Source organism: Capnocytophaga sp. HP1101 (genome assembly GCF_054772415.1).
This window is the reverse complement of sequence record NZ_BPUU01000022.1, coordinates 50,201-73,742: the sequence shown is the minus strand read 5'-3', so window position 1 is coordinate 73,742 and position 23,542 is coordinate 50,201. Positions and strand designations below refer to the sequence as shown.

At 39.6% G+C, this 23,542-nt stretch carries 19 protein-coding genes and 2 pseudogenes; 11 read left to right on the top strand and 10 right to left on the bottom strand.

All coding sequences use genetic code 11. The features are described from left to right. Together RCZ04_RS11440 and RCZ04_RS11435 are read right to left on the bottom strand one after the other, a co-directional pair. Nucleotides 1–289, bottom strand: a pseudogene (locus RCZ04_RS11440) (hypothetical protein); the annotation flags it as partial. A gap of 57 nt (nt 290–346) precedes the next feature. Then, nucleotides 347–1,990 carry an Ig-like domain-containing domain gene (locus RCZ04_RS11435; protein ID WP_460486171.1) on the bottom strand — a complete coding sequence of 548 codons (1,644 nt, stop codon included), beginning with the start codon at nt 1,988–1,990 and terminating at the stop codon, nt 347–349. A gap of 647 nt (nt 1,991–2,637) precedes the next feature. On the opposite strand from RCZ04_RS11435, the gene RCZ04_RS11430 reads away from it, so the two are divergent. Further along, nucleotides 2,638–3,210, top strand: a complete 573-nt coding sequence (locus RCZ04_RS11430; RefSeq protein WP_460486209.1) for a Crp/Fnr family transcriptional regulator — start codon at nt 2,638–2,640, stop codon at nt 3,208–3,210. 25 nt (nt 3,211–3,235) lie between these two features. On the opposite strand, the gene RCZ04_RS11425 is transcribed toward RCZ04_RS11430, so the two are convergent. The 5 genes from RCZ04_RS11425 to RCZ04_RS11405 form a co-directional block, all read right to left on the bottom strand. Further along, entirely contained in the window at nt 3,236–4,411 is a 1,176-nt protein-coding gene (locus RCZ04_RS11425; protein ID WP_460486170.1) for a zinc metalloprotease, read from the bottom strand. Further along, complete coding sequence (locus RCZ04_RS11420) at nt 4,411–6,240, bottom strand: prenyltransferase/squalene oxidase repeat-containing protein (RefSeq protein WP_460486169.1); 1,830 nt, start codon at nt 6,238–6,240, stop codon at nt 4,411–4,413. The genes RCZ04_RS11425 and RCZ04_RS11420 overlap by 1 nt, the downstream gene beginning before the upstream one ends. Nucleotides 6,241–6,244: 4 nt before the next feature. After that, the gene (locus RCZ04_RS11415; RefSeq protein WP_460486168.1) at nt 6,245–7,399 is read right to left on the bottom strand and encodes a peptidase associated/transthyretin-like domain-containing protein; all 1,155 of its coding nucleotides are present in this window, start codon (nt 7,397–7,399) and stop codon (nt 6,245–6,247) included. A 520-nt stretch (nt 7,400–7,919) separates the two neighbouring features. Next, the gene (locus tag RCZ04_RS11410; RefSeq protein ID WP_460486167.1) at nt 7,920–9,080 is read right to left on the bottom strand and encodes a peptidase associated/transthyretin-like domain-containing protein; all 1,161 of its coding nucleotides are present in this window, start codon (nt 9,078–9,080) and stop codon (nt 7,920–7,922) included. A gap of 4 nt (nt 9,081–9,084) precedes the next feature. Further along, entirely contained in the window at nt 9,085–10,221 is a 1,137-nt protein-coding gene (locus RCZ04_RS11405; protein WP_460486166.1) for a peptidase associated/transthyretin-like domain-containing protein, read from the bottom strand. Nucleotides 10,222–10,404: 183 nt separating this feature from the next. Here RCZ04_RS11405 and RCZ04_RS11400 point away from each other — a divergent pair, with 183 nt between their 5' ends. The 3 genes from RCZ04_RS11400 (at nt 10,405) to RCZ04_RS11390 (ending at nt 12,597) form a co-directional block, all read left to right on the top strand. Further along, on the top strand, nt 10,405–10,788 hold the full coding sequence (locus RCZ04_RS11400; RefSeq protein ID WP_460486165.1) for a hypothetical protein: 384 nt from the start codon (nt 10,405–10,407) through the stop codon (nt 10,786–10,788). 272 nt (nt 10,789–11,060) lie between these two features. Then, nucleotides 11,061–11,939 (top strand): nuclear transport factor 2 family protein, encoded by an 879-nt coding sequence (locus RCZ04_RS11395; RefSeq protein WP_460486164.1) that lies wholly within the window; start codon nt 11,061–11,063, stop codon nt 11,937–11,939. A 103-nt stretch (nt 11,940–12,042) separates the two neighbouring features. Further along, the gene (locus tag RCZ04_RS11390; protein ID WP_460486163.1) at nt 12,043–12,597 is read left to right on the top strand and encodes an NAD(P)H-dependent oxidoreductase; all 555 of its coding nucleotides are present in this window, start codon (nt 12,043–12,045) and stop codon (nt 12,595–12,597) included. An 84-nt stretch (nt 12,598–12,681) separates the two neighbouring features. On the opposite strand, the gene RCZ04_RS11385 is transcribed toward RCZ04_RS11390, so the two are convergent. Both RCZ04_RS11385 and ribD read right to left on the bottom strand, forming a co-directional pair. After that, entirely contained in the window at nt 12,682–13,596 is a 915-nt protein-coding gene (locus RCZ04_RS11385) for a hypothetical protein (protein WP_460486162.1), read from the bottom strand. Nucleotides 13,597–14,055: 459 nt separating this feature from the next. After that, nucleotides 14,056–15,051 carry a bifunctional diaminohydroxyphosphoribosylaminopyrimidine deaminase/5-amino-6-(5-phosphoribosylamino)uracil reductase RibD gene (gene ribD, locus RCZ04_RS11380; RefSeq protein WP_460486161.1) on the bottom strand — a complete coding sequence of 332 codons (996 nt, stop codon included), beginning with the start codon at nt 15,049–15,051 and terminating at the stop codon, nt 14,056–14,058. Nucleotides 15,052–15,537: 486 nt separating this feature from the next. On the opposite strand from ribD, the gene RCZ04_RS11375 reads away from it, so the two are divergent. From RCZ04_RS11375 to RCZ04_RS11355, 5 genes and pseudogenes are all read left to right on the top strand, one after another. Then, entirely contained in the window at nt 15,538–16,692 is a 1,155-nt protein-coding gene (locus RCZ04_RS11375) for a 5-(carboxyamino)imidazole ribonucleotide synthase (protein WP_460486160.1), read from the top strand. 171 nt (nt 16,693–16,863) lie between these two features. Next, nucleotides 16,864–17,535 (top strand): tRNA (guanine(46)-N(7))-methyltransferase TrmB, encoded by a 672-nt coding sequence (trmB, locus tag RCZ04_RS11370; protein ID WP_460486159.1) that lies wholly within the window; start codon nt 16,864–16,866, stop codon nt 17,533–17,535. A gap of 159 nt (nt 17,536–17,694) precedes the next feature. Beyond that, a pseudogene (locus RCZ04_RS11365) lies at nt 17,695–18,795 on the top strand (glycoside hydrolase family 6 protein). A gap of 41 nt (nt 18,796–18,836) precedes the next feature. Beyond that, complete coding sequence (locus RCZ04_RS11360) at nt 18,837–19,607, top strand: alpha/beta fold hydrolase (RefSeq protein ID WP_460486158.1); 771 nt, start codon at nt 18,837–18,839, stop codon at nt 19,605–19,607. Next, nucleotides 19,592–19,936, top strand: a complete 345-nt coding sequence (locus RCZ04_RS11355; protein ID WP_460486157.1) for a phage holin family protein — start codon at nt 19,592–19,594, stop codon at nt 19,934–19,936. Before RCZ04_RS11360 ends, RCZ04_RS11355 begins: the two co-directional genes overlap by 16 nt. A 574-nt stretch (nt 19,937–20,510) precedes the next feature. Here the strand turns inward: RCZ04_RS11355 and RCZ04_RS11350 are convergent. After that, entirely contained in the window at nt 20,511–21,932 is a 1,422-nt protein-coding gene (locus RCZ04_RS11350) for an ATP-dependent DNA helicase (RefSeq protein ID WP_460486156.1), read from the bottom strand. A 126-nt stretch (nt 21,933–22,058) separates the two neighbouring features. On the opposite strand from RCZ04_RS11350, the gene RCZ04_RS11345 reads away from it, so the two are divergent. Together RCZ04_RS11345 and RCZ04_RS11340 are read left to right on the top strand one after the other, a co-directional pair. Beyond that, nucleotides 22,059–22,721: a hypothetical protein gene (locus RCZ04_RS11345; protein WP_460486155.1), complete on the top strand. Its 663-nt coding sequence runs from the start codon at nt 22,059–22,061 to the stop codon at nt 22,719–22,721. Then, a complete protein-coding gene (locus RCZ04_RS11340) occupies nt 22,696–23,538 on the top strand; it encodes a DUF3822 family protein (protein WP_460486154.1) in 843 nt (280 codons plus the stop codon). Before RCZ04_RS11345 ends, RCZ04_RS11340 begins: the two co-directional genes overlap by 26 nt. Nucleotides 23,539–23,542: the final 4 nt, after the last annotated feature.

Below are 23,542 nucleotides of genomic sequence, written 5' to 3'. Positions count from 1 at the left end.
CAATGTCTTGCTTGAGTTCTGAGCGTAACTCGGCGATATCTTGCTTAAGTTCTGAACGTACAGCCTTAGTTTCTGAAGTCGCTTGCCCGATGTGGTTACGCACATCGGCTATATCCATTCTTATTCCAGCTATTTCTTTATGAAATTCTGTTTTAGTTACTAAGTTATCAATATTTGCCTTTACATGTTCATCGGTAAATTTAGAAAGATAATTAGCTAAAGCTGTAGCTCCTTCTTTACCTATTTTTTCACTTACGGTATCGTATAATTGTATGAGTTCAGTTGTCATAATTCTGTGCGTATTATTTTCGGGCAAAGATAATAATTTTTATCTAACTAACAAGTACTAATTATCAATTCGCCACGTTTCTTCTACTTCCCAATTGGCGCGGAGCTCTATCTCTTGTGGGAAATACCAGACTCGCTCGGGCTGGCGTTGCTCTAAGAAATTACCTGTATCCCACTCTTGGTTAGCATTCTTATCTTCTATGAGCCGTAAGCGGAACTTGCTGGGGGTTACATTCTCAAACACATATTGCTCTTGTGGTTTTTCAATGTAAAGTTCTCGTGCTACCTCAGTGGCTTTCTCATTGGTAAGCTGTAAGATAATGGGGTATTGCAGGGTCTTTTCATCAGTGTTGAGGTGCAACCTAAAGATGGCTACTTCTTCGAGTTTTTTGGTATGGAGATTCACCTTCAGTGTATCGTTGGTATGACCAAAAAAGTCGGTGAGGGCATTGGGGAGAGCTTCTATACGATAGGCTTCGTCGTTCTTTTTATCGAATAACACATAATATTCTAAACGATTAGGGGCTAACTGCGTTTTAAAAGGTACTGCCACTGCCGTAGAATCTTTTCCTGTGAATACTTTTATCTTGGTGCTATCGGTCTTTACTATAGGGATATTACTCCTGAAACCAAAGTCTTTATACATCGGTAAATCACCTGAGAAAAGGTTTTCTATCTGCAAACTGTCGTTCTTCATTTCCTTTAAACGGACTTTAAAGGTATCGATTTTTTGCTGTTTGGCAACGGTAAACACCAAGGAGTCCTTCTGCTTAGGGGTATACCAAAAGTTGAGTGTATCTTTCTTAGGGTCTTTGGAGACGATATACTTAAAATCATTGGTTACAGGTGAAATGGGCTTGATATTCACACTATCGGTTTTGCCTTCGAAGCCAAACTGTATGCGATTGCCTGCCGACTGAGCGGGACGATGTGCTTTATAGGGGGGCACTTCTTTAAACAAGCGCAGTTTTGGGTAGAACCCTTGCGGATTACCTTTCAAATCGGCGACGGTAATGGGTTCTTCCATAAAGGCTATTTTATCGTCTTTGGGATTAAAAAGATAGTTAGCGCTCTTCTCTTTGAGCGCTATGAGCTTGTATTTACCTTCTTTGAGGTATTCAAGCACGAAGCTATCGAGGCTATCAAGCGTATTGGTCACATAGGTGGGTTGGGTTTTATACACCAAAGAATCGTTGTACTGCTCGTTATAAGGATAGAGCATTACGGTTACGAAGTTATCTGGCTTGGGGGCAATGGCATCGGCAATGTCGCCTTCATACCAGAGCGAATCAAGCGCATCGCCGGTTGAAAACACGTATTTAAAGTCGGCAAGAGGATTGCCTTCGTTGTAATCTTGAATGCTATTGCCGAAGTTGAGCACGTAGGTAGTATTGGGTTTTAGGGTATCGATTATGTTTATTTCCAACCATTTTGAAGCTGAGGTGGGCGAAATAGTAGGAAAGGTTTTCATTGGGGGGGAGATAATAAGCTGTTTGCGAACATCTTTGGTAATCACAAATTCATCGAACTGCAAGCGTATTTTCTTGCCGTGGAACTTCATTGCTCCTGATCTTGGCACTGACTGTAACAGTACAGGAGCGGTAGTATCTTTGGGTCCGCCTGTAGGTGAGCCACGACGGGCACACTGCCAAAGCAACAGGGCTATAAATATTGTGAGCAGTATAGGTAATCTATGTTTCATATGATAAGTTACAGCGTAATTTTTTGCAAAAGTAGTAAATAATTAGCGAATTGACAAATTCAGTAAATTACTACGCTGATTAAACGCATAAAATTAAAAGTGAGGAGACATACGTCTACGCTATAGAAATTGAACAAAAATCTTTCAAAAAACTGAACACAAATTAAAGCATACGGGTAGCAAGCTACCTTAAAAGTGCGACCCATATTTACTTAGTTGCTAAATTTGCACAATTGAGTTATTGACTAAAAATAGCCAAATTTTGTTAAACCACTGCTTTTTATTCAATTATAATACCTCACTATCTTCAATTTAGTCAAAAAATATAAATATATAATAATCAATAATTTGACTTACTTTCTATGTTTAACTTATCAGCTACTTTGACCGAAGGTAAGACGAACCTAAGGCGAACCTAAACCGAAGCTAAGGCGAAGGAAAGATGGCAGAAAACTGAATATCAGTGGGCTAAAAAAGGTTGTAAAATACTGAAGAAAATATGTTAAAAAACTGTTTTTACAGAGAAAAATTCAAAGTTTTTTTCATTTGCAAATTGTCTAATCTGCTAATTAAAAAATTATTCTTATCTTTGCCTCACAAATTTTTGACTATTCGATAGCCATTTTTACCTCTTAGCTATGACGTTTTTGCCTTTAGAAAAGCACTTTGCTAAATATATTTTTGGAGAAACTGAACAGATAGCACAGCTTTGTGCGCTTTTCAGTGAAAAGCGCCTCAAAAAGAAGGAATTTCTCTTGCAAAAAGGCGAGACTTGTAAGTTTGAAGCTTTTATTGTGAGTGGACTCTTGCGCACTTATCACATTGACCGCAATGGCGATGAACAAACGCTTTTTTTCGGGGTGGAAGATTGGTGGGTGACTGATTTTGATAGTTTTATGCACCAAACGCCCTCTCAACTCTACATTCAAGCCTTGGAGAACAGCGAATTGCTTATCATCACTCCTGAGGATAAGCGTTATGCTTTTGAACATATCCCTATTACTGAACGGCTCTTCCGCCTGATGACCCTCAAGACGCATATTGCTCTCCAGCGCCGTATGATTGACAACCTCAGCAAAACCGCTGAACAGCGCTACACTGACTTTCTTACTCAATACCCTCACATCGCTCGCCGACTTACCAATGTGCAAATAGCGTCGTACCTTGGTGTTACTCACGAATTTGTAAGTAAGATTCGGAGGAAGATTATCGGGCATTAAGGTATAGAAGGGTTGTTCTTAAACCCTAATCTTTTTTTCTCAACATTCCTTTTAAGAAGCTGAACAAGAGATAGAAAAACAACATTGGAACAATGAGTTCACCGAAAGATGCTAAACTAATGGTAGCGTCCTTATCCCATAGACTTTTGAGGAAGTGATACAAATTCTGTGGGAAATGCAATATAGAGTTAGGGTTCTTAAACAGCACATAGTACACAAACAGCACTATAAAACTATAGCTCACTAAACCGTAAACAAACAAGAAGAAGTCTATTTTCGTCCACTGTACTTTTTGACCCTTGAGCATTTTGAAAACCTCACTTATTTTGCGGAAAGAGTGTTGCAAGAGGTTCGGTTTGTTGGCTATATCGGATAATATCCAATAGCCATCACTCCTGAGAAAAGGATTTAAGTTGAAGAAAGTGTGCAAGCAAACAATGATAGCAATAAGAGTTAGTGTTGTTTGTCCTAATAGCAAGCCTACTAATGAAAGTAAAGTACAAAAGATAATTTCAAAGTACATACCCGCACAATTCACTACCACTCGTTGCCATTTTTTGAGTCGCCATACATCGGTTACATCGGCAAAATAGACTGGGGTAAACAGATAAAAACCACCACCAATTCCTCCGTGTTCTGCCCCAAAATGACTAGCAGCGGTAGCGTGCCCCAATTCGTGAAAAGTAACGCTCACTGCCATTACAACCAAAAAGAAAACAACGCTCTCTTGCACTTTAAAACTTTTATAGCCGTCTAACAATCCATATAGTTCTACCCCTATTACTACCGCACAAAGCAACAAGAGAGGTAACGCTACTTTCTTGCGAAAAAGGAAATGCAGTGAAGGAGTAATTTTGGCAATGAAGTTTTTGCTGAAAATAATAAAACTCAACTTGAGATAAGACGGTTTTTGATAAGGTTTTAGGTGCTCCTCTTCACCTACTAAGAGTCCGTATTTTGCAAGTTTGTCATAAAGAAGAAAATGCAAAGCGTTTACAGTAAGTCCTTTTTGAGACTGCTGGTTGTGTAACTCACATATTTGCTCCAAACTACGCTCATTATCGATAAGCAAAAGCAAGTGATAAGTATCTTTGTCGATTTTTAAATAATGCTTGTGCTGAGCATTACAGAGAATATACTCATTATCGTTGAGCTGATTAAAAGTAATAGAGGGGTTGATATGTGGGATTTTGTTTTGCATTATAAGCAGAGGGCTTTAAGTGCGTAGGCAGTCGTAAGAGTTTCACTTTTATAAGGTTCGTACACTTTAGGTTTGATAAAATTTATCGCTTCCCAACCTCCTAAAGTGTTTTGAGTAGTGAGTAGTTGATTTTGCAAGGTTATAGTAGCTTCATCAGTATGGAGCTCTACTGTTTTTAAAGTAAGCAAAGCTAAAGCCATTGAAAGAGGTTCAGTAGGCAGATTGTTTTTGATATAGGTAACAGCACGCTGTATTTCATTTGTATATCGCTCGCCAAAGCACTGCAACAAGCGCACACATACGTACGTACCGTAATAATTGCCGTAATACCAACGGCTTTCCCAATAGCCTTCTGCTTTTTGCTGAGAGAGTAAGTAAGCAATACCGCGTTCTATAGTAGGTAAATAAGCTTCAGACCTGTAGCAATGTAGCGCATATAGAAAGTTGGCTACGACCTCTACATCGGGACCTGTGCCCCATTTACTTTCATTAAAGAGTTGTTGTTTTTGCTGTAAAGGGGTTAAGTTGTGTTTGGGAAGTATCCACGTTTCAATACCCCCATTGGCATTAGTTCTGCAGTTGATAGCTGTGTCAATCGCTTTTTGGCAGTGTTTGGCGATTTCGTCTTTTTTGCCCGTATGAATAAAGAACTGCATTACCTGTGCTAAATCATCAATATCAGGAGCGATTTCTTGCACGGTAGGAAAGTACTGCCAAGCCCCCACTTCAGGATTGATACGCCCCATAAAATAGCGGTATTCCTCTTCAAAAAAGTTAGCTATAGGCAAGTGGTATTTTTGAGCAATGGTAAACAAAGCATCGTCTAACAGAGCCCGCTGGAAAGTATCAGAAGTGTGCACTTGCTGTGTATTGGTAAAGCCCTCGGCATTGCCTAAGTACATTGTATGCTTGAGTTCAGCATAATGCTGACGAAAATCACACTCAATAAAAGCCAAACCTTTGTAGACAGCCTCCTCTTTTACTGACGAAAAATCAAAGAAAGGAGTGGTATTTTGCTCCTTTTTAAGGGCAAGGGTAGTTTTGAGCACCGCCAAATAGCCTTCAGTAGTTTCCAAATAGCCCTGAATGGTAGTAAGCATTTCTTCAATCGTTTGTAACCATTTGCTATTGACATTCAGTTCAGCCACTACGGCTTTTGCTTTTTCAAATTGCACCATAGCTTCTCTCAAAAGGTCTTGCCCCACCCCTTTTACAAACAAATATTTGTGAAGCGTACGGGTATCGTGCTGTACTTCTGCAAAATTGATTACTTTTTGCAACTGATGCACCGCCCAATTGAACTGCCCTCTGCGTATATCACGCGCAAAATCCTTGACATCGTCATAAAGCTGAAAACCTACAGAAAAATAGCGATGAGAAAGCAATAACTTTTCATATATTGCCTTGTCTTGGCTGTGGCTCTGTAGCCAAAGACTATCTATAGCGATCTTGCCAAAAGCTGCTTTGTCGTCTGCCAAAGAGCTGTATTGTTCAAATGACACCTCAGCAGTGGTAAGTAAGCGTTTTTCAGTTTGTATAGCTTTGAAATACTCCGCTTTGCGCTGTTGCCATAATGCCCAAAACGGCGACTCATACCCATAAATACTTGTCAAGATTTTGATCGTTTCCTCTTGCAGACTGAGCATTTCCACTAAGGTTTTTGTCTCTCCCTCATCAACCAAGACATCTAAACAGAGCACCGCATTGTAATAGGTATAGCCCGCTTTGCAGAGTAAACGCAAGGTTTCAGCACTTACTGTAGGAAAATAAGCTTGAAACAAAGCAGGGTAATGCTTGTAAAATTCTGGAGATTTCTCGGTGGTGGGCATAAGGCTATTGGTTTATAAATTCTTGTTCTTCTTTGGTAAGCAAAAACTTAGCTTCACCTTGTTTGTGAGGGGTAACATATTCGTGAAAGGACTTTTGAATATCTATCCTATCTTCTTTTTTAATGTGTTTATCTTGTACTCCTGTACGTAAGAAGCTGTTCTCCAAGAAGAGTTTATCTCTTTTCTCTTTGTATTCTATAGCTCCTATAAGACTTACAGAATAAGAGCTAAATAGCAGTTTCCCTTTGTAATCATTTAAAGTGAGTTCCAAACGATAATTATCTGTAATAGACTTATAAGGAGTTTTAGTTTTCTCAGAAACTTTATCCTTTACACCTTGATGTATGTCGTTAAAAATGACTTTTCTCACAGCATTGGTAGTATTATCAAACACCAATACCGAGTTTTCAAGTTTTAGATTTAGCTTTTTATTGATAATGATATCGGCATTAAAAGTTACTTTGGTAACTTGTCCACTTTTCTCTATTTTTTTAATATCAATGTTTTCACCAAACTGATCTATCAGTGATAAGTAAGTATTTATGAAAAGATACATAAACATCGGAGTTCTTTCTAAGTGAACAGAGCGAGCAACAACTTCATCTTCGCTTAACATTTTAGAATAGTCAATATTCTTAAGTTGAATTTGTAACAGTTTATCTAAAGGTTGATTGAAAGAAGCGTAACGATAACTCTTACTCCACCAATTTAACTGCACTTGATAAAGGCGTGTAAGGGTATCGTTCCTTACAAATTTTTCTCGGTAAGTGCATTCTAATATTTTAGCTTTAGTATCATATAGTTTAAAATAATTGTCTAAAACATACTTCACTTTCTTCTTCAAATCAAAATTGTACAACACTACCTCCTCAAGTTGTATTTCTTGAGGGTTGAGGAATATGGTTGCTCCTGCAAAAGTTTTATCAGTAAAGACTTTCTTAGTAGCATAGGCTATATGGCTTAAGGTAAGGGTATCGTTTTCTACAGAAATTCTTGCTTTACCCTCGCCATTGGTAATGGTGCCATTGAGGGAGTGGACGTAATACACCTCAGCATTGCTGATAGGCTGTTTTGTAGAGGCATCAAGTAGAGTAAGCTCGGCTACTTGGGAATATATGGCAAAGGGTATGAATAATAAGACAAAAAGTAATTGTTTCATTCTAATACTATGTTTAATAAGGGCGATTAGATAACTAATCGCCCTATGTTCAAGTGAATTTAAAAGTTACCAGTTACCGTGAACTCCTCCTTTGACAGTTACGTTTCCATTAAAGTCTGTCGAAATTTCAAGGTCTGTACCACCACTTTTAAACCATCCCATTTCATAGCGTTTTTCAAGTTCCTCAACTTCAAACGCATTTACTAAGGCTTTTTCGTCAAGCTCAAGGGCTTGCAATTTAGTTACATTTGTTTCCTTAAACTATTTATATTTTAATACTGGAAATCAAACCTTCTTTGGGCAAGGCATCGGTCATTTCCTTTTTACGCGGCAAATGTATAAAAAAAACGTGTCAATAGGTAATTGCAATTTTAACAAAACTTTAACTATGCTAATATTATAAATCAATAAGTTACAATTTCTGCACTATAGCTCCTCCTGCTCTATATTGTTAATTTTTTGAGTAAAATGAGATATTGAAAAGTACTTTTTGCTTATTGAAACTTTAGTGTTTTAACAGTTAAAAATTAGATATCACACGGTATTCTTTTTGGTTGTGAGCTTTATTGATAAAGTCGCACATTTCATTAGTAAGTGGGAGCTGGTTTTGAGTCTCCCAAAAGGTTTTGTTATAAGGCACCTCTAATTTAAACAGCTCTTTTTTTCCGTTTACATTGGCTTTAAAAGTGCTCATATCTGAAAAAGGGTGGGTAACAATCAACTCAAAACTCACGTCGTACACGATTCTTTCTTCACCAACATACCCCTCTACTTTTCCAGTAAATATAGCATTGGCTATAAAGTATTTACCGTTTTTAGCGTTCTTCTCACATTTTTCCTTATAGAGATAATCAATCGTTCTGTACTTTATAAAAAGCTTGTGAGTAAAAGGTATTTGAGCAATTACTTTAGGGTTATTTTTGTGGAAACGTTCTTTGATAACGTAATCATTGTTTTTTACAATAAAATGACCAATACATCTTTTGTAGTCGTTTTCATTTTTAGGCACATAATCTACTTGCTGATGCATTTCATCTACAACTTTAGGACGAGAGAAGCTATATTCGCTTGGATTTAGGAATAAAATATTGCTCCACCACTGGAACAATTTATTTAAAGAGGGTAAATCAAAATCATCGGCGCGCATTCCCTTTTTCTCAATGCCAAACTTCCGCATATTGAGCAATTGAAAGTCAAAATTCTTCTTCTCTCCTAATAGTTTATCGCGTTTAATCCGACCGCTAAAATCTTCTATTTTTACGAGTTCACCATTACGTTTGAGCACACAACGCAGAAAGAAGTCTTCTACAAAAGGTTCCATTGGGTAATTGACAGTGGCGTGGTTATACGCTTCTTGAAGAATATTTTTGTTGGAAACAGTTACTTCTTCGAGCTGAATAGATTTGGAGGTGAGGTACAATGTATCTTTTTTTATATGAGAAAGTGCTTTAAAAGTCGTTTTTAAGGTTTCGTAACCTAACATTTTGATAGTGATACTATCATTGGTAGAATAGAAAACAAAGTGCCCGTCGTCATTGGTAACCGTATAGTCGCTGATATTGTGGATAGTAGCAGCGCGCAGAGGGTCTTTAGTGTCTTTATCTACAAGGTATTTCGAGATAGTATTTTGTGCTACTACCCACGGGCTACAAATAAATGCTAAGTATACAATTGCTTTCATAGGCTTATTGTTTTATAAAGTCTTGTTCTTCTTTGGTAAGTAAAAATTTGGCTTCACCTTGTTTGTGAGGGGTAACGTAGTCAAAGAAAGGGTTTTCTATGTCTATTCTATCTTCTTTTTTGATGTGTTTATTTTGTATGCTTGTTCGCAAATATCTTTGTTCTATTTGATAGGTATGTACTTTACCTCGAACTTCAGCAGTCGCTTTTGCTCCTACAGAAAAAGAACTTAAGAGCAATTTATTTTTATAGGGGGTAAAAGTAATTTCCCAAGTAGCCTGTTCTGTAGTTGATTTGTAAGGAACCTTTGCCTTTCTTGATATTCCTGTGTTGGTAGAGGGTGTTTGGCTGAAAATAATTTTCTTAATAGCATTAGTACTATTATCGAAATAAATAACAGAATTAATGAGAGTTAATCCTAAGTTTGAGATATCAGCATCAAAAGTTACAATAGTATGTTCTTTGTCCTTTTCTACTTTTTTAATATTAATACTTTTAGCATTGTACAAAAATACAAGGTAAGGATTCAAATGCAAGTACATTATAAGTGTCTTTTGTCCTAAGCTGAGTTCATTGGATACATCTTCCTCACTGCTCATTATTTTAGCATAATCAGTATTTTTGAGCTGTATATGTGAGAATTTGCTTAAAGGCTCTTTAAAATGATAAACATAATTCTTAGTCCACCAATCTAACTGTATTTGATACAAGCGAATAAGATGGCCATCTTTAAGCGTTTTCTCTCTATATGTAGCCTCCAATATCTTAGCCTTAGTGTCATACAGCTTAAAGTAGTTATCTAAAACATATTTCACTTTTTTCTTCAAATCAAAATTGTACAACACTACCTCCTCAAGCTGTATTTCTTGAGGGTCGAGGAATATGGTTGCTCCTGCAAAAGTTCTATCGGTAAAAATCTTCTTAGTAGCATAACCTATATAACTGAGGGTAAGGGTATCGTTCTCTACGGTAATCCTTGCCTTGCCCTCGCCGTTGGTAATGGTGCCGTTAAGCGTGTGGGCGTAATACACTTCGGCATTAGGGATAGGCTGTTGAGTGATAGCGTCAAGTAGGGTAAGCTCGGCTACTTGAGCTTGTAGGGCTGTAGCTGTGAATAATAAACTGAAGAATAGTGCTTTCATATTATTTTTTTCGGCAAAAGTAACAATAATTAGTGAATAATGCAAGTAAAAGATAAGTAAAAAACTTGAACTTGTTCAATGCAAATCACCTTCTTCCTGCCGTACCTTTGCACCCGAAATCAGGAGATAGCAGATAGGCCATAGAAGCATTACTCCTGAGGGCTAACCCCTAAACCCTAAAAAATGGCAATCATTATACTTATCCTCAGCATCATCTTCTTGAGTGTGCTCTTCCGCAAACGCGAAGAACACTGGATTCCCTTTGGCAAAGACCATACTTTGTACAAATTCAAACAAGGGGGTCGCACCTTTATCTATGAACAAGCGTCCTTTGGTGCCTCACAAGAAACGGTGTATTACTTGTTTCAATTGGTATACCAACTCACCCAACGCGATGGGTTTTCAGAATACAAATACGATTTGTACGACTTTTCGTACAACATCTTTTGCTATGAGCACACTACCCTAAAGATTTTCCGCTACGAAACTTATATCTACCTCATCCGCTGTACCGAACCCATCAGCATTGAAGAATTTGAAAGTATCAACCCGATTGTTAGGGGGTAGAAGATAGGGCATAAGGGATAGACCACAGTCCATAGAAGCGTTACTCCCTAATGCCTGTGGACTGAGGCCTAAAAACTAAAACCTAAGATCTTGAACTTGTTCAATGTTTTATCCCTGAAACCCGCCGTATCTTTGCACCCGAAAATAAGATGTAATATGAATAATAATTATCACTGATATACAGCACTTTGTCTCCTTTGCGTCACATCTCCCCCCTTGAGGGGGGACGGGGGGATGTTTACAAACTTGTAACTTAATAAATAACTAATATAATGAGAAAAATCATCATCAACACTGTAATGCTAAGCGCGTTACTCGTGTCTTGCAACAACAATCAAAATGCTAACAACAATCAAGAACAAACAGAACAAACAATGGCACAAAAAGATCCTAAACAACAAGTAACTGAATTACTTAAATCTATCGAAACTGGCGCTCAAGAGCCCGTAGGCTACATCAATGCCGATAACTACAAACAGCACAACCTCGCTATTGCCGATGGTTTAGCAGGCTTTGGCGCGGCTTTGCAAGCTCTCCCTGAAGGTTCAGCGCACGTAAATACCGTGCGTGTGTTCCAAGACGGCGACTATGTATTCGCTCACACCGACTACAACTTCTTTGGCGATAAGATAGGCTTTGATATCTTCCGCTTTGAGAATGGTAAGATCGTAGAGCATTGGGATAACCTCCAAGACAAACCAGCGAAACCTAACCCCAGCGGTCGCACTATGACCGACGGTACTACCGAAATCAAAGACCTTGACAAAACTGAAGCTAATAAAGCTCTCGTGCGCAACTTCGTAGACGATATCCTCGTGAACGGACGTATGAAGAAATTGGCGGGCTATTTCAATGGCGACCTCTATTTGCAACACAACCCACAAATCCCTGACAACCTTTCAGGATTAGGTGCTGCGTTGGAAGCTATGGCTAAACAAGGTATCACTATGAAGTACGATACTATTCACAAAGTGTTGGGTGAAGGTAACTTTGTACTCACTGTGAGCGAAGGAAAAATAGGCGGTGTACACTCTTCTTTCTACGACCTTTTCCGCGTAGAGAACGGTAAAATTGTAGAACACTGGGATACTATCGAGCCTATCGCTACCAAAGAAACTTGGAAAAACAACAACGGTAAGTTCGGATTTTAAGAGTAATAACATTTCCTTAAATCTACAATTTACTAATTCTCAAATTTGCACATTTGCTAATTATCTCTTATCTTTGTACCCAGTAACTTAAAAAATACATATTATGAATGTACTTATCATCAACGGACACCCCTCTATGGAGTCGTCCAACGCCAACAAGGCTATCTTAGAAGAAGTAAAACGTTTGCTTCCCGAAGCCGAAATCAGCGAGCTACAAGCGCTCTATCCTAACTATCAGTTCAACGTAGAAGCTGAACAAGCTAAACTTGCCAAAGCCGACGTAATCGTGTGGCAATTCCCCGTACATTGGTACGCCTTGCCTGCCCTACTTAAAAAATGGTTAGACGACGTCTTCACTTTTGGCTTTGCTTACGGCACGCCCGATACCGCCCTCAAAGGCAAAAAGCTCGTGCTTTCGTTCACTACGGGTTCTCCTGAAGAAGCTTACCAGTACGGAAGTGCTCAAAATTATCCTTTTACTGATTTCCTCAATACTCATCGCCAAACTGCCAACAACTGCAATATGGTATTTGGCGAACCTGTGATTTCTTACGGAATGATGTATATCCCAGGGGTAATGCCTCCCGAAGCGCTCACTGCTATACAGCAAAAAGCTAAAGACCACGCGGCTCGCTTAGTTGCTGAAATTAAAAAGTAGTTATTTTAAAAAGAAAAAAGCTCCTCAATGAGGAGCTTTTTCTGAAAGAAAATTCAAACACAAATACAATGTAAAAGTCTCCAACTAATATGTGAATTCTATTGTTTTTACTTCTCTACCATTTTCCTTTACGGTCGCTTTAAGAGGGTATTCGGTCTTAAAATAACTATAAGCAATCTCTTCCTCATAACTGCGCCCTGTTGCATTAGAATCTTTCACCGTTTTTCTGGTAATGTTATTTCTCGCATATTGCTCATCTAAGAACACTTCAGGGTGTGTAGCTCTGTATGAAAGATGTAAATACCAAGGGTTTGTTCTACCATCATACCCATAGGTTGTTATGGTAGTCTTACCGCCCACCGTGTGAGAGTGTTCTCTTACCGTTTCGTTGTAGTTCAACACATAAGTATCTGTAGCGGTAGTAGTAGCGGTACTCTTCACCCCACTCGTTTCAGTGTATACGCTTGTCACTGTTTTTATCTCATTAAGAGCTTCTTGATCATATTCTACTACGGTATACCTCGTCTCATTCGCCGATAGCTTTTCAGCTTTAGTATGTTTCTTTAACCTGCCACCATTGTATTCATACTCGTCTACCGTTGGCAAATTCTCTTTACCTACCTCAGTGGTCGTTTTCCTAAGTAAGCGCCCTCTGTCTCTGGAATAACTATTGTATACTGTTTCCCATTTTTTTACTCCTCCTAAGGTATAAACCGTTTTAGTAGGAAAAGTACCGTCATACGAAGTCTCATACACTTCCTCTTGAATTCTCGAGTTGCCATCAGTTACTTTTTTAGTACTTTTGCGTACCAACCCCAATGCGTTTTGCTGATATTCAAAAAGATACTCTGTAGTTTGTGTTTGTGTGCCTGCCTGAGGCAAAGTCGTCTCCACTATCTTATCTGCAAAATAGATAGGATCTGAAGGTGTCCAGTCATTGTTCTTATCACAAGCTGTGAATAAACCGACTGCTGAAAGTAATAAAATAACTCTTTTCATTGCATATAAATTTTTAGAAGATTTCCTGTATATAATAATGCCCGTACTCTCTGAAATCTGTGTAGGGGCTTTCTAAGCCGAAGGCTTTTCATCGTGTTTACAGCCCTATAAGCTAAAAACACTACAAGGCTCACTTGTTTACCTCATATTTACACTAATTCTACTATCAAAAATCTTGCCATAAAGCTCTTTTCCTTCTTAAAACTTTCCTCCTTTAACATTTATTCAACATAACCCCAACCATTTCTCATCATATTTCAGTAAACCCACTAATACCTATCCCATTTTTTAACTTTTAGTATGAATCAAGAGTTGAAAAATAATTATCATTGATTAACAGTATATTGTTGCTTTTGCATCACATCTCCCCCCTTGAGGGGGGCAGGGGGGATGTTTATAATCAAATAGTTAATTCAACTCTTGATTAGCATTTTTAACTGCCTGTGCGGCTCGCACCTTTTACCTAATCACAGGTGCCTTCACCCCTTCTCCAAAGCAAATGTCGCCCGTAAATACAACCGTCTCGTCCCATAAGCCCTCATCGATAAACTGCTGAAGCGTATAAGCCCCTCCTTCCACAATCACACTTTGCACGTTTAGTTCGTACAGCTTATCACAAATTTGCTGTAAGGGCTTATGCTTAAAATCTATCGTAAAAAAATTAGTGTGTATCATTTCCGGAACAGCCGTCTCTTCAGTAAAAAACAAAGTAGTCGTACGGTCGTTCCATACCGCAAAATCTCTCGGACTTCGTAACTGCGGGTCAATTATTATCCGCACAGGGTTACGCCCATACCAGCTCCGGCTGTCCAACGAAGGATTATCCGCCAATACCGTCCCTACTCCCACCACAATGCCCTGCTCTTCAGTGCGCATTTGGTGCACTGTTTGCCGTGCATAAACATCTGTAATCCACTGTGGAGCAACCTCTTCTTTATGCAGGGGAGCGATAAACCCATCACGAGTCTCAGCCCATTTCAGGATAATATAAGGGCGATGTTTTTCGTGAAAAGTAAAAAAACGCTTGTTCAGTTCCCTACACTCAGCTTCACACACACCCACTATCACCTCACAGCCCGCATTGCGCAGTTTTTCAATCCCTTTGCCGTGCACTTTCGCAAAAGGGTCAGTCGTACCAATCACCACTCGACCAATCTTGTGAGCAATGATAAGATCGGCACACGGAGGCGTCTTCCCAAAGTGGCAACAGGGCTCTAAACTCACATAAATAGTACTTTCGGGCAGCAGACTCTTGTCTTTCACTTGGCTAATCGCCCGTACCTCAGCGTGTGCCTCCCCTGCTTTCTGGTGCCACCCCTCCCCTATGATACGCCCTTCGTGCACGATAACACTACCCACCATAGGGTTCGGATAGGTGCTCCCTAAACCATTATAAGCCAACTGAATGCACCTGCGCATATACCACTCATCAATAGTTAATTCTGAGGTTCTCATAACAAAAATAACAACTTTTGGCGCAAAGATAATAAAATAACTGCTAAGTATAAAAACAACAAAATGTTTTATACATTTTTAACAATTTGCAACCCACTGAAAATAAACAATCTATATAGCATTTGTATAACAATCGTCCAACATTCGTATAAGCTTCCTATAAGCTTTGTATAAGCTAAGTCCATCTTTACCGCAATTTCTTTTTATTTCATCTTTATTTCAATTTGCTTCTGATAAGTTTCGAAATCCTCCAAAAAAACACTGATTCTCTTTTGCGGTATGTGTAGGGACGAATTGCAATTCGCCCTTAAAAAAATGAGCCTATTGAGTCGCAATCTATTTTATTTTTGATTATAACTCGGTATTATTGGCATTATTGGTATTATTGGTATTATTGGCATTATTTACATTGCTATTAAAAATTATTTTCGTACCTTTGCCTCCCCATTAACCATTAATCACTAACCACTAATCATTAAAAGTCGTATGCCCCATTATTTTTCTTCCGATTTTACACTCGGAATCCTTGGCGGAGGTCAGTTAGGCAAAATGCTCCTTACCGAAACCCGTAAATTCGATATCACCACTAAGGTGCTCGATCCCTCCCCCGATGCTCCTTGTCGCATTGCCTGCAATACCTTTGTGCAAGGCAACCTTACCGATTTCAATACCGTGTATAACTTCGGCAAAAACGTAGATGTACTCACCATTGAAATCGAAAACGTAAATGTAGAAGCCTTAGAGAAACTACAAACCGAAGGCGTAAAAGTATATCCTAGCCCTCAAACCATCAAAAATATCCAAAATAAAGCTATTCAAAAGCAGTTTTATACCACTTGCGGTATCCCCACCGCTCCTTTTCAAGTCTTTCAAAATACCCAAAGTCTTAAAAAGGCAATCAATGAGCAACAACTCTCTCTGCCTTTCGTATGGAAGTCAGCGCGCTTTGGCTACGACGGTAATGGCGTGAAAATCGTCCGCCAGCTCACCGACCTTGGTTCTTTGCCCAATACTGAATGCATTGCCGAAGCCTTAGTACCTTTTAAAAAAGAATTAGCCGTAATCGTCGCTCGTAATGTCAATGACGAAATACGCACCTACCCCGTAGTAGAAATGGAGTTTCACCCCGAAGCCAACCAAGTGGAATACGTGCTTTGTCCTGCCCGCATTGATGAAACTGTCGCTCAAAAAGCGCGTACCGTTGCAGTGCAAGTAGCCCAAGCCTTTGAAGTAGTAGGGCTTTTAGCCGTTGAACTCTTTCAAACACAAACCGATGAGATTTTGGTAAATGAAGTCGCCCCTCGCCCTCATAACTCAGGACATTATAGCATTGAGGCTGCTTATACCAATCAGTTTGAACAACACCTGCGTGCTATCTTAAACCTGCCCTTAGGAAATACCGAAAATAAGGTCGCTGGTGTAATGGTAAATCTGGTAGGGGCTGAGGGCTATCAAGGAAAAGTCGTCTATGAAAATATCGAACAGATAATGGCAATGGAAGGCGTAACCCCCCATATCTATGGCAAAAAAGAAACACGCCCGTTTAGGAAGATGGGACACGTAACTATTGTAAACACCAATCTAAATAAAGCGCGTCAAATAGCCGAACAGGTGAAAAATACCATACGCGTAATCGCCTAATATATACACCACCTCATATTTCCATCTCTGAGAGGGTTAGTAGGTATGATAGCAGTCTTATATTCCCCCTCTCTGAGGGGATGATGACCATCTCATATTCCCCCTTTGGAGGGGGTTAGGGGGAGGTTAAAATAATCTTAACTCTCGCTTTTACCTTTATTCATTAATTCAATGGGAAGCAAAAACAAACTCAAACGCTTTGAAGAAAATAAAACCTTCGCCAATGTAATCCAGCCCTCTCGTGAAGAGCTCCTCGCTGGTAATTTCGCCTATAAAGGTCATTGGAACGAACGCTTTTTTAAGAATAATCACCCTATCGTCTTAGAGTTGGGCTGTGGTAAAGGCGAATACTCAGTAGGTTTAGCCAAACGTCACCCGCAGAAGAATTTCATAGGCATTGATATCAAAGGCGCTCGCTTTTGGCGAGGGGCTAAAACCGCTATCGATGAAAATATTGAAAATGTAGCCTTTTTGCGCACTCAAATAGAGCTCATCGAATACTGCTTTGCCCCTGGTGAAGTAAGTGAAATATGGATTACCTTCCCCGATCCGCAAATCAAATACAAGCGCACTAAGCATCGCCTTACCAACGCCGATTTTCTCACCCGCTATCAGCGCATTCTCGCTCCTGAAGGGTATATCCATCTCAAAACCGATAGTGAGTTTATGCACGGTTATACTTTAGGCTTATTACACGGTGCAGGGCATAAGGTACTCTATGCCAATCACAATATCTATAACAGCGATGGCGTTCCTGAAGAAGTAACCGAGATTAAAACCTTTTATGAGCAATTCTATTTGGAGCAAAACAAACCCATTACCTATATTCGTTTTCAAGTATAAGATGAAAGTGAGAGTTAGCATTGAGTAACCTAAAAAATCACTTTTGCATCACTGCACTCCCCCTCAGAGAGGGTAGTCAGCGAGTTGGCACAGCTGAGTATGTGTATCAGGGGGAGGTTTCCAATATATAAGATATATAGTTAAACACAATAATATCCAATGAAAAAACTTATTTTCCTTACATACACTTGTCTCATCATCTTGGTGTCCTTCGCAATCATCTCTTGCAACAAAAACAATAACTCTGAGGATACTCCGCCAAACGATGACCCTAAAAAGGAAGAACCCACAAAAGGTGACGCTTCTTTATTAGCCTATACCAAGCCTTTCTATCTCTTTACTGAAACTAAGGCTTATGAAATGACTAAACAAGAAACAGACCCTTACCTAAAGAAACTTTTCTATCAAATAGCTGCCACTCCCACCGCCGAGTGGTTTGAAGGTGTAAAAGAGTACGACAACAGCACCTTAAAACGCCTTGTCGAAGGCGCAAAGGCGCAACAAAAGACTCCTATCATTACACTCTATGGCATTCCTTACAGAGATTGTGGCTCGTATTCATCTGGTGGTCATCAAACTGCTGCTTCTTATAAAGCGTGGATAAATCGCACCAGTGCTATTATTGGCAAGACCCCTATAATAGTAATCGTTGAACCCGATGCCCACAACTTCTGCTTAAAGAAAGGCTGGAAATATAACGATGCTAAGTATAAAGAACGCGCCTAACTCCTCACTTATGTAGGCAAAACCTTTGCTAACAATAACCCTAATGCCTTGCTGTATTTGCATATCGGCGGAACAGAACTAAAACAAGAAGAAGCTGCCCAAGCCGTAATTGATGGTGGCATTCAGTATATGCGCGGCTTTGTTACCAATGTCGCCGACCATAGAGGTACTCCTCGGGCTGAAAAATGGGGCGAAGAGTTTGTGCAAACACTCCAGAAAAAGGGCTTAGGTACAAAATACTACGTGATAGATACCTCCCGCAATGGTATTGATAGCCCTAAACAAACTAATAAAGCTTATTATTACAGCTGTAACAATTTCAATGCGGCTTTAGGAGTGCGCCCTACTACTCAAACCAATGCTCAGCACGCCGACGCTTATCTGTGGATTAAACACCCTGGTCTATCCGATGGCTCTTGTGCCAATGGCGACCCTGAGGCTGGCTCTTGGTATCCCGCAGTAGCAAAATCATTAGTGCAAAAAGCCCTTGAAAAAGGGACTATCCAAGAGTGGAAAGTCCCTAATAACTTTTAAAGATTTATGTATAATTTATCTTACTAACACACTAAACAACTATGTTATACTCTCAAATTATAGGCGAAGGCACTCCCTTCATTATCCTGCACGGCTTCCTCGGAATGTCCGATAACTGGCGCACACTGGGGCTCAAATATGCCGACGCCGGCTTTCAAGTGCATTTGGTAGACCAACGCAATCACGGTCGTAGCTTTCATAGCCCCGATTTCAGCTATCCACTAATGGCACAAGATTTGCTTGCCTACGCCAGTGCTCACGGGTTGAGCGCTTTTCATCTGATGGGGCATTCTATGGGAGGCAAAACAGCAATGCTTTTCGCTACTGAGTACCCCGATAGAGTGCTATCGCTCATCGTAGCCGATATGTCGCCTAAATTCTTTCCTGAGCACCACGAAGCTTGTTTGAAAGGCTTAGCGTCCTTAAATTTCGATGCGATACATTCACGCACCGAAGCCGATAAAGCCCTGTCAGCCTATGTGAGCGATATGGGAGTGCGACAATTCCTACTGAAAAACCTTTATTGGGAAACTAAAGAACGTTTAGGCTTGCGCCTGAATCTCCCTGCTTTAATTGAAAATGAAAGCGAGATAGGTGCCGAACTCCCCGATAGTAACGTGTACGAAGGTAAAACACTCTTCCTAAAAGGAGAGTACTCCGAATATGTGATGCCCGAAGACGAAACCCTTATTCGCACTCACTTCCCACACGCTATCATCGATACAGTGAGCAATGCCGGTCACTGGTTGCACGCCCAAAATCCCACTGAATTTTACACTAAAACCATACATTTCCTATGCGATACCTTATAAGCTTATTCATCTCAGCAGCCCTTGTTTTTGTATTGGGCTACCTAAATGTAGGTGCTCATATCGAGAGCTTCTTCACAGCCCTCATCGTAGCCTTTGTGCTCTCACTGCTCAATGGCATTGTACGCCCTATATTAGAGTTCATTGCCTTCCCTATTACCTTTATAACCTTCGGACTCTTTCTGTTCATCATCAACACCGTGATTGTGCTCCTTGCAAGTAAATTAGTAGGGGGCTTCGTCGTTCACGGCTTCTGGGGCGGACTGATGTTCAGCACTTGCCTTTCATTAGCTCAGGCATTAGCCCTTGCTCCTTTTGAAAAGGCTAAGTAAAAAACTAATTCCCGTCACTACACTCCCCCTCTACGAGGAAGTCTGCGAGAGCAGAGTATGTGAATAGAGGGAGAGGTTTCATCACTTTCCGTCACTACACTCCCCTTCTACCAGAGGACTAAGCGGAGGTAACCTCCTCTTTTTCTCCATCATTCCTTCGGCTTTTGTTCGTTCATTATTCATCTGCCCGTGTGGCTCGTACTATCTTTTGTTCGTCTTTGCATCGCTACAATTCCCCCTTTGGAGGAAGTCTGCGAGAGCAGAGTATGTGAAAAGGGGGAGGTTTCCGTCGCATCTCTCCCTATTGCCTATGGCCTAAGCCCTATTGCCCCTTTCTTTTCTTTCGCCTCAAAACCCTGTTTTCAGCATTTTTGGCATTATTGTATTACAGTATTAATTAATTACTTATATACCCTTTGTATAACAATCGTCCAAGATTCGTATAAGCTTCCTATAAGCTTTGTATAAGCTAAGCATAGTTACCAACAAGATATTTTACAGACAAAAAACACTTTTTCAAATTTCTTATACTTTCCTTTTCTTACCTTTACAAAATTCCTATCTCATACAACCCTCAACTAAAATCCTCATCTTTAAAGCCCACTAAATACACCTTTTCCTTAGCACGCGTGATAGCCGTATAAAGCCACCGCAAGTAACCTTCATCTATGGCGTCATCGGGTAAGTAAGGCTTCTCCACAAACACAGCGTCCCATTGCCCACCTTGACTCTTATGACAGGTAATCGCATACGAAAACTTCACCTGCAAAGCATTAAAATAAACATTTTCTTTCACCTTCTGATATCTTTTATAAGCCGTAGGCTCATCAGCGTAATCAGCAAGTACTTCCTCATACAACTGGTTGCTTTCAGCCGGTGATAACGCAGGAGCTTCACTATTCAAAGTGTCTAATAATATAACCGTATCAAATGCAGGTACTTCGGGGTAATCAATCAGCTGGACACATACTTCTGCAAAGCGGAAACCATAAGCTTCCGTAAAATCATAAAGCTGTAATACCTCTATGGTATCACCATTGGCAATAAAGCTCACCTGCGAATTATCCTTACACCAAAAATAATTATTCTTAACCACCATTAGCAAGTCGCCCGCAGCAATCTCGTCTTCAACATCTAAAATCACCCTGCGTATCTGGTTATTCCAAGCCACCGCACGCTTGTTAGAGCGCACTATCACCGTAGTTTCTTCTGAACCATAATCGTCGTACGCCTCACCGATGGCGTCTTGTATTTCAGCCCCGTCAGTAAGCCGTATCACATCAGGGTGATTGTTTATCTTAAAAACAAAAGGCTTTTCAACATCTGAAGAAAAAATATGCTTGCGCAAACGGGTAGCATTGCGCAATATCCCCGACTTCCGTCGTTGGCGCACCACCTCAGTAAGCGTAACCGTAAGCACTTCTTTTTGAAATTGATATTCTAAATAAGGGATATTTAGCGCAGGGCTTTCAAGAGTATTTACTGGGGGCAACTGTGCAGTATCACCTATAAGTAATAGCTTGCAATCCTTCCCCGAATACACAAAGCGCATTAGGTCATTTAATAATGAAGGGCGCTCAAATAGCTGATAATCGTTATCAGCAATCATCGAAGCCTCATCTACTATAAATAAAGTGTTTTGGAGTTTATTGGCACGCAGTTTGAAGGATACATCAGTACCATCAGCTTTAGAGTAATAAATATATTTGTGAATAGTGAAAGCCTGCCTTTGGGTGAAATAAGTCATCACTTTAGCCGCCCTACCCGTGGGTGCTAATAACACCGCTTGGTGATTTATGAGCGACAAAGTGCGAATAAGACAGTTAGTGATAGAAGTTTTTCCAGTTCCTGCAAAACCTTTTAGTAAAAAAAGTTTATCAGAAGCATCCACTGAGAATAGATACTCCGTAATCTTTTGTAAAGCAATATCTTGCGAAGGAGTAGGCTTGTGTTTAAAAGCACTAATAAGAGCGTTAAAAAAGGCTTTTTCAGTCATATTAAAAACAGTTCAGAGAGCAAAATTATAAAAAAAAGTTAAAATAATTTTTTTGTTTCAAAAAAAGATTGTAGTTTTGCGCAATACCAGTCAAGAAAGTTATTATTAATTTATAGAATTAAAACGATGAAAAGAATTGTAACTATTGCATTTTGGGCATTAGGTTTAGTATTTTGCTACCTAATTTACAGGTCTGTTACAGGACCTATTGAGTTCAACAAAATAAAAGAAGAACGCTACACCGAGGTAATTAAGAAACTAAAAGACATCCGTGCAGCGCAAGATGCTTATTTGAGGCTCAACGGCAAATATGCCGATAATTTCGATGAGCTTACTAAGTTCATTGAAACCGCACAATTTACTATTACTTCACAACGCGACACAAGCTGGAATGCTTTCGATGAGACTTTTAAAATTACGGTAATGCGCCAAGGTGTAGTTATTGATACTTTGGGGCACGTATCAGTAAAAGATTCATTGTTTAAAAACGATACTCGCTATGAGCATTTGCGCGATTTGCCTGCTATCAACGGTAAAATTCCTGGTCAGTTTGTAATGAAAACAGGAGAAATTACCGACAAAAACAATGTGAAGTCTTCTGTGTTCGAAGTTTCTGTACCTAAAAAAGTGGTACTACAAGGTCTTGATGAAGACTTAGTAGAAAAAGAAACTCTAAAAACATCAGTAGAAGATGTAAGAGGTCCTAATATTAAAGTAGGTTCACTCGAAGAGCTTACTGTAAACGGTAACTGGCCAACTTCTTATGACGCAAAAATTGCAAAGCAATAATCAGTTGAAAACGTACTTTAAGGAATTGTCCATTCAAATAAACTTGGATGGACTTTCTTTTTGTGTGTTCAACCCTGTACTCCTGTGTGTAGAGGCTATCTATAATTTCCCTATCAACTTCAACTATAAAAACAAAGAAGATATTGATAGGCAAATCTATTTTGTGATACAAAGTGAAGACGACCTCCGCCAAGACTTCGATACCATAAGGGTTTTACACAACACCCCTTCATTTGCTTTTATCCCACAACCTCTTTACGGCGGTAAAAACGAAATGCTGGAATACCTCAAATACAGTATAGATGTATCCGAGGCGGAACCCTATACCGTAGAAATTGATAGAATCATATCAATTGAAACGGTGAATGCTTATTTGCCTAATACGGTAGTGAACAATGCACTACTATCTTACTACGGCAGGTTCGACTACCAACACTTTGCTACCTCACTACTACGTATGTTCCTCAAACATTACTCTTCACACGCCTTCGAGGTGATGTATATCTATGCTGAAGTGGGCTCTTTTTACTTCGTGGTGTTTAGAGGTAAAAAACTGTATTACTTCAACAGGTTTAACTATGAAACTATTGAAGACTTCTTGTATTACATTCTCTTCTCTATTGAACAATTAGATATTGATACTGAACGAGTACCCCTTTATATCACAGGAGAAGTAGACCCTACTGCTCTGTTCTATAGTAAGGTGAGGCGTTATGTGAGGTATATTTACCTCCTCAAATACCATAAGGAACACTTTGCTGCGGGAATGGACGAAGAACTCATTCGTAGGAATTTTGTGCTCACCCAATCTTTTTAAACTG

Excerpts from the sequence above, each read along its gene's own strand:
- RCZ04_RS11355 (WP_460486157.1), top strand. The coding sequence starts at position 19,592 with ATGCGATACCTTATAAGCTTATTCATCTCAGCAGCCCTTGTTTTTGTA.
- RCZ04_RS11345 (WP_460486155.1), top strand. The coding sequence starts at position 22,059 with ATGAAAAGAATTGTAACTATTGCATTTTGGGCATTAGGTTTAGTATTT.
- ribD (WP_460486161.1), bottom strand. The coding sequence starts at position 15,051 with ATGAGAACCTCAGAATTAACTATTGATGAGTGGTATATGCGCAGGTGC.
- RCZ04_RS11420 (WP_460486169.1), bottom strand. The coding sequence starts at position 6,240 with ATGCCCACCACCGAGAAATCTCCAGAATTTTACAAGCATTACCCTGCT.
- RCZ04_RS11340 (WP_460486154.1), top strand. The coding sequence starts at position 22,696 with ATGACGCAAAAATTGCAAAGCAATAATCAGTTGAAAACGTACTTTAAG.
- trmB (WP_460486159.1), top strand. The coding sequence starts at position 16,864 with ATGGGAAGCAAAAACAAACTCAAACGCTTTGAAGAAAATAAAACCTTC.
- RCZ04_RS11385 (WP_460486162.1), bottom strand. The coding sequence starts at position 13,596 with ATGAAAAGAGTTATTTTATTACTTTCAGCAGTCGGTTTATTCACAGCT.
- RCZ04_RS11410 (WP_460486167.1), bottom strand. The coding sequence starts at position 9,080 with ATGAAAGCAATTGTATACTTAGCATTTATTTGTAGCCCGTGGGTAGTA.
- RCZ04_RS11360 (WP_460486158.1), top strand. The coding sequence starts at position 18,837 with ATGTTATACTCTCAAATTATAGGCGAAGGCACTCCCTTCATTATCCTG.
- RCZ04_RS11435 (WP_460486171.1), bottom strand. The coding sequence starts at position 1,990 with ATGAAACATAGATTACCTATACTGCTCACAATATTTATAGCCCTGTTG.
- RCZ04_RS11405 (WP_460486166.1), bottom strand. The coding sequence starts at position 10,221 with ATGAAAGCACTATTCTTCAGTTTATTATTCACAGCTACAGCCCTACAA.
- RCZ04_RS11350 (WP_460486156.1), bottom strand. The coding sequence starts at position 21,932 with ATGACTGAAAAAGCCTTTTTTAACGCTCTTATTAGTGCTTTTAAACAC.
- RCZ04_RS11395 (WP_460486164.1), top strand. The coding sequence starts at position 11,061 with ATGAGAAAAATCATCATCAACACTGTAATGCTAAGCGCGTTACTCGTG.
- RCZ04_RS11375 (WP_460486160.1), top strand. The coding sequence starts at position 15,538 with ATGCCCCATTATTTTTCTTCCGATTTTACACTCGGAATCCTTGGCGGA.
- RCZ04_RS11425 (WP_460486170.1), bottom strand. The coding sequence starts at position 4,411 with ATGCAAAACAAAATCCCACATATCAACCCCTCTATTACTTTTAATCAG.
- RCZ04_RS11390 (WP_460486163.1), top strand. The coding sequence starts at position 12,043 with ATGAATGTACTTATCATCAACGGACACCCCTCTATGGAGTCGTCCAAC.
- RCZ04_RS11400 (WP_460486165.1), top strand. The coding sequence starts at position 10,405 with ATGGCAATCATTATACTTATCCTCAGCATCATCTTCTTGAGTGTGCTC.
- RCZ04_RS11415 (WP_460486168.1), bottom strand. The coding sequence starts at position 7,399 with ATGAAACAATTACTTTTTGTCTTATTATTCATACCCTTTGCCATATAT.